Origin of the sequence: uncultured Rhodoblastus sp. (genome assembly GCF_903903185.1) — a bacterium.
Classification (GTDB): Bacteria; Pseudomonadota; Alphaproteobacteria; order Rhizobiales; family Beijerinckiaceae; genus Rhodoblastus.
Genome location: NZ_CAIUXT010000119.1, coordinates 1 through 12,961, shown reverse-complemented (window position 1 = coordinate 12,961; position 12,961 = coordinate 1). Strand labels below are relative to the sequence as shown.

The 12,961-nt window shown below is 63.1% G+C and carries 13 protein-coding genes and 1 pseudogene; 4 read left to right on the top strand and 10 right to left on the bottom strand.

Annotation, left to right across the window (positions count from 1 at the left end):
• Positions 1 to 24: 24 nt before the first annotated feature.
• Positions 25 to 153 carry a hypothetical protein gene (locus QZY01_RS10775; protein WP_294536892.1) on the top strand — a complete coding sequence of 43 codons (129 nt, stop codon included), beginning with the start codon at positions 25 to 27 and terminating at the stop codon, positions 151 to 153.
• Here the strand turns inward: QZY01_RS10775 and QZY01_RS10770 are convergent.
• The 4 genes from QZY01_RS10770 to QZY01_RS10755 form a co-directional block, all read right to left on the bottom strand.
• Positions 141 to 1,622, bottom strand: coding sequence for a porin (locus QZY01_RS10770; RefSeq protein WP_294536890.1), 1,482 nt, complete (start codon positions 1,620 to 1,622; stop codon positions 141 to 143). The two genes, QZY01_RS10775 and QZY01_RS10770, sit on opposite strands and share 13 nt — an antisense overlap.
• A 178-nt stretch (positions 1,623 to 1,800) precedes the next feature.
• A complete protein-coding gene (locus QZY01_RS10765) occupies positions 1,801 to 3,162 on the bottom strand; it encodes a HAMP domain-containing sensor histidine kinase (protein WP_294536887.1) in 1,362 nt (453 codons plus the stop codon).
• A complete protein-coding gene (locus tag QZY01_RS10760; protein WP_294536884.1) occupies positions 3,149 to 3,865 on the bottom strand; it encodes a response regulator transcription factor in 717 nt (238 codons plus the stop codon). The genes QZY01_RS10765 and QZY01_RS10760 overlap by 14 nt, the downstream gene beginning before the upstream one ends.
• A 20-nt stretch (positions 3,866 to 3,885) precedes the next feature.
• Positions 3,886 to 5,619, bottom strand: coding sequence for a SulP family inorganic anion transporter (locus QZY01_RS10755; protein WP_294536881.1), 1,734 nt, complete (start codon positions 5,617 to 5,619; stop codon positions 3,886 to 3,888).
• A gap of 128 nt (positions 5,620 to 5,747) precedes the next feature.
• Here QZY01_RS10755 and QZY01_RS10750 point away from each other — a divergent pair, with 128 nt between their 5' ends.
• Positions 5,748 to 6,794, top strand: coding sequence for an MBL fold metallo-hydrolase (locus QZY01_RS10750; RefSeq protein WP_294536879.1), 1,047 nt, complete (start codon positions 5,748 to 5,750; stop codon positions 6,792 to 6,794).
• A 69-nt stretch (positions 6,795 to 6,863) separates the two neighbouring features.
• Complete coding sequence (gene glk / locus QZY01_RS10745; protein WP_294536876.1) at positions 6,864 to 7,844, top strand: glucokinase; 981 nt, start codon at positions 6,864 to 6,866, stop codon at positions 7,842 to 7,844.
• A 49-nt stretch (positions 7,845 to 7,893) separates the two neighbouring features.
• On the opposite strand, the gene ppa is transcribed toward glk, so the two are convergent.
• The 5 genes from ppa to QZY01_RS10720 all read right to left on the bottom strand — a co-directional run bounded on the left by ppa (position 7,894) and on the right by QZY01_RS10720 (position 12,082).
• Positions 7,894 to 8,463, bottom strand: coding sequence for an inorganic diphosphatase (gene ppa, locus QZY01_RS10740; RefSeq protein WP_294536874.1), 570 nt, complete (start codon positions 8,461 to 8,463; stop codon positions 7,894 to 7,896).
• Positions 8,464 to 8,589: 126 nt separating this feature from the next.
• A complete protein-coding gene (locus QZY01_RS10735) occupies positions 8,590 to 9,102 on the bottom strand; it encodes a GNAT family N-acetyltransferase (RefSeq protein WP_294536871.1) in 513 nt (170 codons plus the stop codon).
• Positions 9,103 to 9,235: 133 nt separating this feature from the next.
• The gene (locus QZY01_RS10730; protein WP_294536868.1) at positions 9,236 to 9,484 is read right to left on the bottom strand and encodes a FeoC-like transcriptional regulator; all 249 of its coding nucleotides are present in this window, start codon (positions 9,482 to 9,484) and stop codon (positions 9,236 to 9,238) included.
• Positions 9,485 to 9,488: 4 nt separating this feature from the next.
• Positions 9,489 to 11,840, bottom strand: a complete 2,352-nt coding sequence (gene feoB, locus QZY01_RS10725; protein WP_294536865.1) for a Fe(2+) transporter permease subunit FeoB — start codon at positions 11,838 to 11,840, stop codon at positions 9,489 to 9,491.
• Between the two features lie 2 nt (positions 11,841 to 11,842).
• Positions 11,843 to 12,082, bottom strand: coding sequence for a FeoA family protein (locus tag QZY01_RS10720; protein WP_294536863.1), 240 nt, complete (start codon positions 12,080 to 12,082; stop codon positions 11,843 to 11,845).
• Positions 12,083 to 12,193: 111 nt separating this feature from the next.
• On the opposite strand from QZY01_RS10720, the gene QZY01_RS10715 reads away from it, so the two are divergent.
• Positions 12,194 to 12,595 (top strand): hypothetical protein, encoded by a 402-nt coding sequence (locus tag QZY01_RS10715; protein WP_294536860.1) that lies wholly within the window; start codon positions 12,194 to 12,196, stop codon positions 12,593 to 12,595.
• 257 nt (positions 12,596 to 12,852) lie between these two features.
• On the opposite strand, the pseudogene QZY01_RS10710 reads toward QZY01_RS10715, so the two are convergent.
• Positions 12,853 to 12,961: pseudogene (locus tag QZY01_RS10710) on the bottom strand (IS5/IS1182 family transposase); the annotation flags it as partial.

Here is a 12,961-nt window from a genome sequence, read left to right as displayed (position 1 = left end):
AAGCGCTGAAGTCGGATTCCGAAAATGAAACTTATTTCATCCTTCCGCTTCGAGACAATCCGCGCGGCTGTTGGTCGATTTAACAGCATCATGGATCGGCTGGATGCGTTCCGCCGTAAAAAGGCGGCGCCGCCTGAGGCTCAAAAAAGATAGCGGACGCCGACCGTCGGATCGACGCTATTGCGATAGAGATAACCGCTGGCGTAGCCATTGGCGACGGTCGAATACATCAAGCCGCCATAGAAATCGAATTTCTCGGATGCACGGTAGACGATGACGCCAGAGATGGCGTCGAACGTGCCAGAGCAAGTATTGGACTCCGTCGTGTTACAGCCATTTTTACCATAGCTGTTTTGTAGCGCATGGTAAAAACCGCCCGCTACTTCGAGACGATCGTCGTAAGCGTATTTGAAGCCGGTCCATAATACTTGGCGCACTCTATCGTGATATTGAAACGCGCTATTGTTGGTGACGCTGATAACATAGCCGCCAAGACCGGAAAAGCCCGGCGCAACAGTCGTTTGCGGATCGGCATTGCGGGCGGCGGCGTAACCGCCGAAAAATATGAAGCGTTCGTATGTATATCTTGCAGCGAGCACGATCCCGGTATTATCTGAAATCGTTCCCGAAAGCGATCCGGCCGGTTCGGTGGCGGCCTGCGACGCGTTCAAGGACGAGGCGTGAACCGACCCGCCAATTTGGCTGAAGGTCGCGTCGAACGACAGGCTGCCGACGTCGCCGCCAAGCGAAAATTGATAGGCGTCTCGCGAGGCAGGTCCCGCGCCCACCTGATAGAGCGCGGCAAAGCGCGCCTGACCAAAGCCCAGTCGATATTTGAGAACATTGTCGAGCCGCGAATTCTCGGTATTGCCGCCGCCGGCGAACGATCCGGCTATGACTGAGAAAGCGGGCGCGGAATCAATGGGATCGTAGGCCGAGGCATTATCGGCGATCAGGCTTTTCTGGCGCCCGACCGTCAGCGCGCCAAAGGTCTGCGACGAGAGGCCGAGATAGGCGAAATTATTGAGCGCCTGGCCGGCGAAGGCGGAATCGCCCCTTGAGCTCTGCGAAGTCAGGGCTACGCCGTTGTTTTGCGCCAGCGAACCGGGGCCGTTGGCGATCATGCCGGAGCCGGGATTGAACCGGGTGTTGAGATCGAAGATCACCGCGAGGTCGGGGGCGATCGATTCCGTTCCCTTCAGGCCAAGATTCGAATAACTCAAGGCATTGGGCGCGAAAGCGAAACCGGCGTGGTTGCTGTTCTTCGAAATTCGATATTGCAGCCCTTGCGGGTAAAGGCCGTTGAACGGCGCGCCATGACTTTGCCAGGCGACGCCCGCGTCGAGGCCGCCATAAAACGTGATCCCGCGCCAAGCAAGCGGACCGTCCTGCGTCAGCGCCTGGAAAGCCGAAGGGGCGGGCGGCGCGACCTGTGCGGACTCCGGCTCCGGAAGCCTTTCGCGCGCGGCCTGGCGCAACTCCGCACGCTTCAGGCGCGCCGCCAAAGTCTGGCGCTGCTTGCTTAGCTCCTGGATCTGGCCCTCGATCTGGCTCAACGGGTCGGAATGGGCCGCGCTGGCGAATCCCAATAAGACTGAGATTGCAAGGCAGATTGTCCTCATCGCCCTCTCATCAATTACGATCCTGCTTTCGCCATGCTGGACCGGCGGTCGACGCGCCAAGCGCGAAGGCGCCGGCGGAAGTCTTCAAAATCCATAGCATGAATTCGACGAAAATCGCCATTGCGCCGCGAAAGTCCGCTCCGGCCGAAGCTTCAGCCAAAACGCGCCCGTCGCGCTGCTAGCGGCCTTTCGGGGCTTGTTCCCGCAGAATGAACCGGGCGCCGGGCCCATTGTCGGCGACGCTCAGCTCCATCCGGTGCAATCGCGCAATCGTCCCGGCTATGCTCAATCCGATGCCGACGCCCGGCTGGTCGGCGCCGTCCCTGGCCCGGGCGAACCGGCGGAAAATGTCCTGGACCTCGGCGACCGGCACGCCGCGCCCGTTGTCGCTGACCTCGATGACGCCGCGCCCGTCCCTCTCATAGGCCTCGATGCGGACGGCGCCGCCGCGCGGCGTGAATTTGAGCGCATTGTCGACGAGATTGGCGATGGCCTCGCGCATCAGATCGGCGTCGCCCTGCCGCCAAACCGACGTTTCGGCGGCGAGCGTCATCGCGATGCCCCTGGCCTGGGCCAGCGGCAGGAAGAACTCCTGCAGCTCGGCGCAGAGCGCGGCGAGGTCGATCCGGCAAAAGGCGGAATGGCGATGTTCATTCTCGATCGATGAAATGCGGAGCAGAGCGGCGATGGTCGTCAGCGCGCGATCGATCTGGCGCAGGGCGGACTGGACCGGCGCGCGCAGGGAATCGCCTTTCGGCGTGGCGGCCAGCGCCTGTTCCAGCGTGGCGCGGACATTTACGATGGGCGCGCGCAGGTCATGGGCGATATTACCGCCGACGGCGGCCAATTGCCCGAGCAGTCGCTCGATTTCGTCGAGCATGAGATTGACCGAGCCGATCACCCCGTCAAGCTCCTCTATGCCCGACGGGGGCAGCCGGGCGCGCAGATCGCCCTGCATGATGGCTTCGATGGCGCGGTGGATCTCCCGGATGCGCGACGCCGTGCGACGGGAGAAGAAAAGGCCGATGGCCAGGGCGGCGGCGGCCAGCGGCAAGATTGCGAAGGACAAGGCGCGGGCGAGAATGCGGCGCAGCGTCGCGACTTCGTCGAGGCTGCGCCCCAGCACGATGACGCCGCCGTTCGGACGGGCGCGGGCGACCAGCAGGGTTGGCTCGGGCTCGGCGCCCGCGGCGGCCCGGAAATCGTCGACGACGCGCGCCTGCCCGTCGACCGGGATGTCGGGCCGATGGTCGAAATTGCCGAAAACCAGAGCGCCGGAGGAATCATAGAGCGCGACGTAATTGAGGCGGCGGAAATCGCGGGTCAGCCGCAGCGACAAAGCCCCGCGTAACCGGTCTTCGTCGCTCGCGGCGGCTTTTTCGGCCTCGTCGACGAAAACATGCTGCAATTGCGCGATCCAGGCTCTGGTCGTCGCAACATAGACGAAGGAGAAGACGCCGCCGGTAAGCAGGATCATGGCCAGGGCGAAAGCAAAAGCAAGCCGCAGCGGCGTCGAGCGGAAAAGTTCAACCCTGCGCATCGAGCCTGAATCCTTCGCCGCGCAGATTGACGATCAGTCTCTTTTCGCCGGGGGCGTCGAGCTTGTGGCGCAAGTTACGGATATGCGCGTCCACGAATTTGCTCTCCACCTGGAAGCGATAATTCCAGACATCGTTCAGCAACATTTTCCGGGTCACCAACAGCCCCGGCCGACGCATGAAATATTCCAGCAGCTTGAACTCGCGCGGAAGCAGGTCGATTTCCCGCCCATCGCGGCGGACTTTTCGCGCGATCAGCTCCATGCTCAGTGAGCCAGCGATCAGGACCGTCCGAGGCGTGTCGGAAAGGCGTCGGGCCAGAGCATCCACCCGCGCGGAAAATTCCGCCATGGCGAAAGGTTTGACGAGATAATCGTCACCGCCCGCCCGAAGGCCAGCGATGCGGTCGTTGACGCCGCTCATGCCGCTGATCATCAGAACCGGCGTCCGGTCGCCTTTTCCGCGCAACTCTTCGACGAGTTGCAAGCCGTCCGCGCCTTTCAGTCCGCGGTCCATCACCAGCAGCAACGCCCGGCCAGCGCTGGCCGCGGCCATGGCTTCCTTCCCGGTTTCGCTGAGCACGACGCGGTAGCGGCCGGCAAGCTCGCTTTCGATCGCCATGGCCAGATCCGGCTCGTCCTCGCAGACATAGACCGCCTGCTCGGGCGCCGCCGGAGGGGATTCGGGTTGATTCGACTTCGACATCTTGGCTCTCGCAGGCGTTTTCAGGCGGCGGATAGATGGCCTTCCGCCGGGGTCCGGATGGCCGTGGCGTCGGGCGCAAGCGCGCGCGTCGCCTCGTCGACGCTGTGGTACAAGCGCTCCCGGTCCGCGACGCCGGGATGGGCCAGGGCGTCCGACAGACCGTAAGTTTTCAGGGCCGACTTGGCGCGCAGCGATTCGAGCCGCGCGATGGCGAAATCGACGCCCTTGTCGTGACAGGCTTTGATGGAGGCCCCGAGGGCTTTCGCGGCCGTATAGTCGATGGCGTCGATGCTGCTCGCCTCCAGCACGATCAGTTTCAAGCCCGGCGCTTCCGCCGCCGCGAGCAATTCGCGCTGGAAACGGTCGGCGTTGAGAAAGGACAGGGGCGCCTGGAAACCGACCACCGACACCCCTTCGAGCGTTTCGCGCTCCTTGCCCGGATGTCGCGGCCACCATACGGTTTCGCCGGGCAGGCGTTCGAAGGCCTGAAGATCGGTCTGGGTCGTGGTCCAGACGCCATGGATCAGCGACAGGATGATCGCCAGCCCGACGCCGGTCTGCACCGGCAGCAGAACCACCGCGAAAAGCGTGACGACGACGAGAAGAAATTCGGGCCGTGACTTTTCCCAGATGTCGCGCATGTCGGCGACCCGGAAAATCCGGCCGGCGACATAGAACAGGATCGCCGCCAGGGCGGCTTCCGGGGTGTGGCGCAAAAATCCTTCGCCGAAAACCGCGACCAGAGCGACGGCGACGGCGGCGGCGAGGCTCGAAATCTGCGAACTCCCGCCGTTTTCGACGACGATCGCCGTGCTCGGCGGACTGGCGTTGACCGGAAAGCCGCCGATCAGCCCGGACAACACGCTGCCGGCGCCGAGGCCGACGAAATCGCGGTCGATGTCGGGCGCCTCGCCCGGCAGGCCGGGAAAGGAGCGCGAGGTCGCGGCGCCCTGCACCATGACCACCAGCGCGATGATCGCCGCCAGACCCAGCACCTTGGCGAAATCCTCGGCGCCGACGAGCGGCGCGACCAGTCGCGGGGCTGACACTTCGAAAGCGCCGACCACTGGCACGCCTTGCGATTCGAGGCCCAGCGCGATGACCGCCAGGGTCGCGCCGACGAGGGCGAAAAGCGCGCCGGGAATGCGCGGACTCAAAAATTCCGCGCCCAGGATCGCGGCCAGACTGGCGAGGCCCAGCGCGAAAGCGGCAGGTTTGGTTTCGCCGATATGTTCGGCTATGTCGGCGATGCGGGTGAAAAAACTTCCCGAACCGCCGTGCAGGCCCAAAAGCGAGGGTGTTTGCGACAAGACGATATGCACGGCGATGCCGGCGAGAAAGCCGGTGAGCACGGGGATCGAGAGAAGATTGGCCACCCAGCCGGCGCGAAAAAACCCGGCGCCGAGCATGATCGCGCCGACCAGCAGCGCCAGCAGGGCCGACAGGGTCGCGTAATGCGCCGTGCCGGCGGCGGCGATCAGCGCCAGCGAACCGGCAAAAATAGGGGTGATGGTGGAATCCGCGCCGGCGGAAAGAAAGCGATTGGCGCCAAGCGCCGCAAAACCGATGGAGCCGGCGATAAAAACCAGAAAACCTTCGGGCGGCGGGAAGCCGCCGAGCCGCGCGGTCGCCATCTGGGCCGGCGCGGCGATCGCCGCCAGGGTGAGGCCGGCGACGAGATCGACGCGCCAACTGGCCGCCGCCCCCTGCAGCGTCTTGAAGACCGGCCAGGATTTTCTTGCGGTTTCGTCCATTTCCGTTTCTCCCGCCCCATCCTTGCCTTTGCGCTTGGCCGCCGGCAAGAAAATAGGGGAAACCGGCGCTGCGCCTTCTGGCGCAGGATCGGCGTATATGGATCAAGTCTCCAACCAAAGGGCGCCGGATGCGCGAAAACCCCTATTACCGAGGCGAGCGCACCGATCATTTCGACGGCCGGCGCTTTTTCAACCCAACTGCCGAGGCCGATCCCACATTCGCCGATGTGTTGCGCTGGCGATTCGAGAAGCGCGAAAGGGCGCCCTGGCCGAGCCGCGTCGCCCCGCCGCCGCCCGACAAGCCGCCAAACCGGGTTTTCGGCGCGAGCCTGCGGCTGTCCTATATCGGCCACGCCTCCTTTCTGTTGCAGGGATTCGGCCTGAACATTCTGTTCGATCCGGTATGGTCGCAACGCGCCAGCCCTTTGGCTTTCGCCGGACCGAAGCGCCTGCTGGCCGCCGGCGTGGCCTTTGACGACCTGCCGCCGATCGACGCGGTGCTGGTCACTCACAATCATTACGATCATATGGACCTGCCTTTCCTGTCGCGCCTCGCCCGAAAATGCGCTCCGAAAATCATCGTCCCGCTGGGCAACGACACGATTCTGCGCGCCGCCGACTCATCGCTCCGGGCCGAGGCGCGCGACTGGGGCGGAATCGTCGAACTGTCGCCCGATATCTCGGTGCGGTTGGAGCCGGCCTATCATTGGTCGGCGCGCGGCCTGCACGACCGCCGCATGGCGCTCTGGGCCTCTTTCTCGATCAGGACGCCCGCTGGAACGGTTTACTGCGTGGGCGACACGGCCTATCGCGATGGCGCCATTTTCCGCGCCGCGCGCAAGGACAACCCGGACATCAGGCTGGCGCTTTTGCCGATCGGCGCCTATGACCCCGATTGGTTCATGCGCCGCCATCACGTCGCGCCGGAGGAGGCGGTCCGGATTTTTCTCGATCTCGGCGCCCAGGCCGCCTTCGCCCATCATTGGGGGGTTTTTCGCCTGACCGACGAAAAGCGCGACGAGCCGCCGGAACGGCTGGCCCGGGCGCTGGAGCGCGCCGCCATCCGCCCTGAGCTATTCGTCGCGCTTCCGCCCGGATCGGTCCGGCGTTACGATCTCGCCGCAAGAACGTTTTCAAGCGAATCGGAAGCCGATTCGCTTGAAGAAAACGCTTAAACCTCAGGAAGCTCAAGCCCCGATTCAATCGTTTCGGGGCTGGAGCCATCGATCTGGAAATCAGCCGCCGTGAACGAAACGCAGGCCGAAGAGATCGTCGTCGCCGACATTGGCGGCACCCATGCGCGTTTCGCCCTGGCGCGCATCGCCGGTGGCCGCGTGGCGGCGCTCGGCGACGCCGCAACCTTGAAAGTCTCGGACTATCCCGATCTGCCGGCGGCCTGGCGCGCCTTCGCCGCAAGGCTGGGACGCGAGCCGCCGCCGCGCGCCTGTTTCGCCGTCGCCTGTCCGGTGCGCGGCGAGGTTCTCAAATTCACCAATAATCCCTGGGTTTTCCGTCCCGGCGAACTGGCCGGGGAGCTTGGAATCGACGAGCTTGTCCTGGTCAATGATTTCGGCGCCGTCGCCCATGCCGTTGCGGAAACGGACCCGCAGGAGCTGATCCACATCGCCGGGCCGCGCCGACCGCCGCCCCGTCCCGGAATCGTTTCGATTATCGGGCCGGGCACTGGCCTCGGCGTCGCCTTGCTGCTGTTCGACCGCCACGGCCATCGCGTGGTCGAAACCGAAGGCGGCCACGCCGAATTCGCGCCGCTCGACGATTTCGAGGCGGCGCTGGCGCTGCGGCTGCGCCAATCCTTCGGACGGGTGTCGATCGAGCGGGTGATTTCGGGATCGGGGCTGGCGCAAATCCGCGCCGCCATGCCCCACGCGGAAAACGCGGCATTGTTCGCCGACGACCGCGACCTCTGGGCGGCGGCAATTTCCGGCGACGATTTGCTGGCGCGCGCCGCTTTGGAGCGATTCTGTCTCTGCCTTGGGGCGGCAGCCGGCGATATCGCGCTGACCCACGGCGCCGGCGCCATCGTGCTGGGCGGAGGCCTCCCGCCGCGCATCAAGGATTTCCTGCGGGGGCCCGGTTTTGCGCAGAGACTCGTCGCCAAGGGCCGCTATGCCGAAACCATGGCGGACCTGCCGGTCTGGCTGATCGCCCACGAGCAGCCTGGCCTGTTCGGCGCGGCGGCGGCCTTCGCGGCGCGGCGGCCCTAAAGCGCTTTCGAAAGAAGTAGAACCCGGTTCGCGTCAAGAAAAGGCGAAATCAATCCTCCGGGCGTCCCACGATTGGCGTCCACTTCATCTTTTCGATTTTCGCGCGCTCGATCGATTCGAGGATCAGCTTCCTGGCTTCCGCGGCGTCGCCCCAGCCAGCGAACTTGACCCATTTGCCGGGTTCGAGATCCTTGTAGTGGCAAAAGAAATGCTCGATCTGCCGCCAGGTGATCTCCGGCAGATCGGTGTAGCATTTGACGTTGTCGTAACGCTTGGTGAGCTTGTGACTCGGCACGGCGATGATCTTTTCGTCGCCGCCGCCCTCGTCGGTCATTTTCAACACGCCGATCGGGCGCGCATTGAGATAGGCGCCGGCGACCAGCGGACGGGTGTTGCATACCAGCACGTCGCAGGGATCGCCATCTTCCGAGAGCGTATGCGGAATGAAACCGTAATTGCCCGGGTAGCGCATCGGCGTATAGAGGAAGCGATCGACGAAAAGCGTGCCCGCTGCTTTGTCCATCTCATATTTGATCGGCTCCCCGCCAATCGGAACCTCAATGATGACGTTCACGTCTTCGGGGGGATTAATGCCGATTGGAATGGCGTCAAGACGCATTGCGCTCTCCGATGGTTTACCGTTCGACGCCCATTTGTCAGTGGCGGCGGCAAAACGCAACAGGAACTTTCCGAGCATATCCGGTTTTATCTCATGGACATTTTCGCCGGCGCCATTTCGGCCGCCCTAATGGGCGCGGAAACCGAAGGCCAACCGCCCAAGCTTTTCGGCGCCGAAATGCTCGCTGGCGCGCCGGACCGGTTCGCCGCCCATGCGGCGATAGAAAGCGAGGGCGCGCGCATTGTCGCTCAGCGTCCAGACCAGCAGGGAGTCGAGACCATTGGCCGCGAGATCGTGACGGGCGCCCTTGAACAGCCGCTTGCCGAAACCCATGCCCTGATATTCCGGGGCAAGATAAAGTTCGAAAATTTCGCCGTCGAAATGCATGGACGGCGCACGGTTGCGGCCATAGGAAACATAGCCGCCGATCGTCCCGTGCAATGACAGCACCAACAGGCGGCTGCCCTGGGCGATGGCGCGCCGCCACCAGTCGGGACCGCGACGCGCAATCAGCCGCTCCAACTCGCGACCCGGGATGACTCCGCGATAAGCTTCGCGCCAAGCGCTGTCATGGACAGCGGCGATCTCATCCGCATCCCCCGGCAATGCGCGTCGAATGGTGATCAGCGCCTGGGTCATGAAAGGATGTTAAGTCCAAGCGCGATTCGCCGCAAGATTGCTAATCTTAAAATCTTGTTAACTGCGGTGGACGACGCCAACCGGCGCGGCGAAAGGGCGGAAACTTCGCGACCGGAGCCGCCAATGGCTTGAGTCACCGGGAGAAAAGCGGCTCCGGCCCTCGCGCAACCCATTCGTACACCTCATCGGGGCGAGCGCTGCAACTGCATCCGGTCTTGCAGGGCAAGCCCTGCAGCAGGTTCACCCGGCCCTTGGCCACCCAGTGCTGCAACACCTGCCGCGCGGCGTCGGGCGTTGATTCGAAATGCGTTGCAATGTCGCAAAGTGTGGCGCGCCGCCGATCGATCAGATAGGCCTTCGCGTCGATCAGCGTCATCGTCATGGGCTTACTCCGCCGCCGACAGCGCAAGCCGGCGAACGCGCATTCGGCCCGCGGCGATCATCAACCCGACGGCGACGGCGCCGGTCCCGGCGCATGCGATCAGCCAATTCGCCGCATGGGCGGGATCGCGCGAGAAAGTCGAGACCTGATAGAACGCGACCGCCGCCGAATAGCCAAGGAGCGTGGTCCATCCCGCCGCGAAGGCCGTCCAGCCCAGGCCCGCCTCGTGCCGGATCGCGCCCAAAGCCGCCACGCAGGGCGTATAAAGCAGAATCAACAGCATGTAGGCGAAGGCGCCGGCGGCGCCGTCAAAACGGCTGGTCATCGCGCCGAATACGCCGCTTTGCACCTTGAGTTCGGTCGCCGCCTGCGCTGCGTCGCCAGTATAAGAGAGGTTGAGGCCGAGCGGATCTCCCAGCGTCGGGACGATCTCGGCAAGCTTGGCGGGAACGGTGGCGACGGCTGCCGAAAGCTTCCCGACAATGCCACCGCTGCTGTTGGAGGAAGCCGGTTCGGCCCCATCCGCCTGCGCCTTGGCAGCCGCGTCCGCCGCTCCGATGTCGGCGTAAAGCGAATTCAGCGTCCCGACCACCGCCTCCTTGGCGAAAATGCCCGTGACCAGTCCGACGGCGGCGGGCCAGTTCTCGTCCGTCACGCCGAGGGGATGAAAAACCGGCGTGATCGCCTGGCTCGCGACCGCGAGCACGGATTCGCGCGTGTTCTCCTTGCCAAATGAGCCGTCCACGCCCAGCGCGTTGAAGAAACTGAGCACGGCGACGATGGGGACGATGATCTGGCCGGCGCGGAAAATGAATTCGCGCAAACGTTGCCAGGTCTGCAAAAGGACGGTGCGCGCCGTAGGAAGATGGTAGGGCGGCAACTCCATCACGAATGGCGAGGTCGGGCCCTTCAAGACGGTAGCTTTGAGAACAAGACCGGTCGCCACCGCGAAGGCGATGCCTAACAGATAGAGCGCGAACACCACGTTCTGCCCGTTTTCGGTGAAAAAAGCGGCAGCGAACAGGGCGTAGACCGGCAACCTCGCGCCGCAGGACATGAAGGGCGCCATCATCATGGTCATGACCCGGTCGCGATGGTTCTCAAGCGTCCGCGTCGCCATGATCGCCGGCACGTTGCAGCCGAAGCCGACGATCAGCGGCACGAAGCTCTTGCCGGGCAGGCCGATCGCGCGCATGGCGCGGTCCATCACGAAAGCCGCGCGCGCCATGTAGCCGGAATCTTCAAGGCAGGACAGGAACAGGAACAGCGATCCGATGATCGGAATGAAGGTGGCGACGGTCTTTATGCCGCCGCCAACCCCGTTGGCGACCAGCACGACCAGCCATTCCGGGGCGTTGACCGCCTTGAGCCCCGCGCCGACGCCATCCACGAAAAGCGCCTCCGCCGTCAGGCCGAAAAACTCGATGAAGGCCCCGCCGACTTTTATCGTGAAGACGAACATCAGGTACATGGCGAACAGAAACACCGGTACGCCGAGAAAGCGGTTCAGCACGACCTTGTCGATGCGCCGCGTAAGTTTGAGCGAAATCTTGCGCGGCTGGTGAAAGCAGGCGGCGATGATGCCGCCGATGAAGCGATAGCGGCCGTCGGCGATGATGATGTCGGCTTCCTCGCCGCAGGCGGCTTCGATCGCCTGTCCATTCCGCGCGATCTCGCTCGTCATGCTCGCTCCGGCAAGATTTTCCGCAAAGCCGTCGCCTTCGAGCAACTTGAGAGCCACCCAGCCCGGATCGACGCCTCGGGCGGCGGCGATCTCGGCGACCTTGGGCAATAGCGCCGCGCGGGCCGCCTCAACGGCGCCAGCATGTTCGATTCGAACGGAGGGGACCGCCGGATCGCGACAGGCGGCGGCGATGGCCGCTTTCAGATCGGCGAGGCCCTTCCGGCGGCTGGCGACGATGGGAACGACCCGGCAGTCCAAGCACCGCGCCAGCGCCGTCACGTCGATGCGGATGCCGCTCTTTTCGGCGAGGTCCACCATGTTGACGGCGACCACGACCGGGACCCGCATCTCCAGCAATTGCACGGTGAGGTAAAGGTTGCGCTCGAGATTGGAGGCGTCGAGGATGTTGACGACGACTTCGGCCTCGCCCGAGAGAATGTAATCCCGGGCGACGCACTCGTCCTCCGAGCCTTTCGACAGGCCGCCGATCATGTAAATTCCCGGCAGGTCGACCAGGTCGAAATGGTCGTCGCCCAAGGAATAGGAGCCGACCTTCTTGTCAATGGTGACGCCGGGCCAATTGCCCACATGCTGGCTGGCGCCGGTGAGCGCGTTGAACAAGGTGGTCTTGCCGCAATTGGGATTTCCCGCGACGGCCACGACATGCGCCATTTTCAGAGCCTTTCCGCCAGAAGGATGGCCGCTTCGCTCCGGCGCAGCATCAAGGTGAAATTACGCACCGCGATTTCGAGCGGATCGCCTAAGGGGGCGACGCGGGTCACGGAGAAGACGGTTCCCGGCGTCAAGCCCATCGCCAGCAAGCGCTGGCGGTATTCGCGCTCGCCCTTTACGAAGCCGGTGATGCGGGCGGATTCGCCCGGCTTCATCGTCTGCAACGAAATCTCGTTCTGCATTTTCACTCAACCGGACAGGAGCGGGATCAGGCTTGGCTAGGCGCCAGGATACATGAAATCCTCAAGCTTGGACTGTTCAATCTGGAGTCGCGCCGGTCAAGGGGGATCGCCTTGTTTAGACTGATTCCAGAAACGGTTGTTTTCCGCTCCACGCATCGCGGTTCGAAGGGTGATTTTGTCATCGCGCCCAGAGATCGCATCACGGCCTTGGCCGAAAGAACCGTCGATTCATTATTCGAGCAACGGTCGCTTTCTCCTCAAGCACATCCGCCGGCGGCCCCCGCGCGCGACTTTGTTCGACGAACAAGGAATGAAAATCGACCAGATGGGTTTGGAGAACCGGAAGCCGCTCAAAAACGTTTTTATTTCAATACGTTCAAAAGATATTTGGTGCCCTGGCCGGCATCGAATAAAAGCCTTACGGCTTTGTTTTTAATAATTATTTTTCGTCAAAAAAATATTTATACCAACATATGTACCAACAATTTTTATCGCTACGAGCGCGGGCGCTAACCGAGCCGGCCCCCTTAAGCCTCATAAAGATGGTGCTGGAATCCGATGAAGGTGTCGCGGATCGAGGCGACGCCTCCACGTTTCTTTGCCGCCTCCGCCGCCGTTCCGAATTTGAGAACGATTATGCTTCTTGACGAACGGTGCGTAATGATCAATAGGCTTCGATCAGAATTGGACGATTTGTAAAAACGGATCTTTTTTGGCGTCCGCCTAAAACGGGATTTAAGTTCGTGGCCATTAGAGTCTGTCCGGGAAGTTCATTTTTCTAAACAGAGTTTTCGCACCATCAGGCGGATCGATGCTAGGCGGATGAAAGCCAGTGCGTTTCGTGTCAGGTTTTCGAAGTCCTTGGCCAGCCTGCGGCAT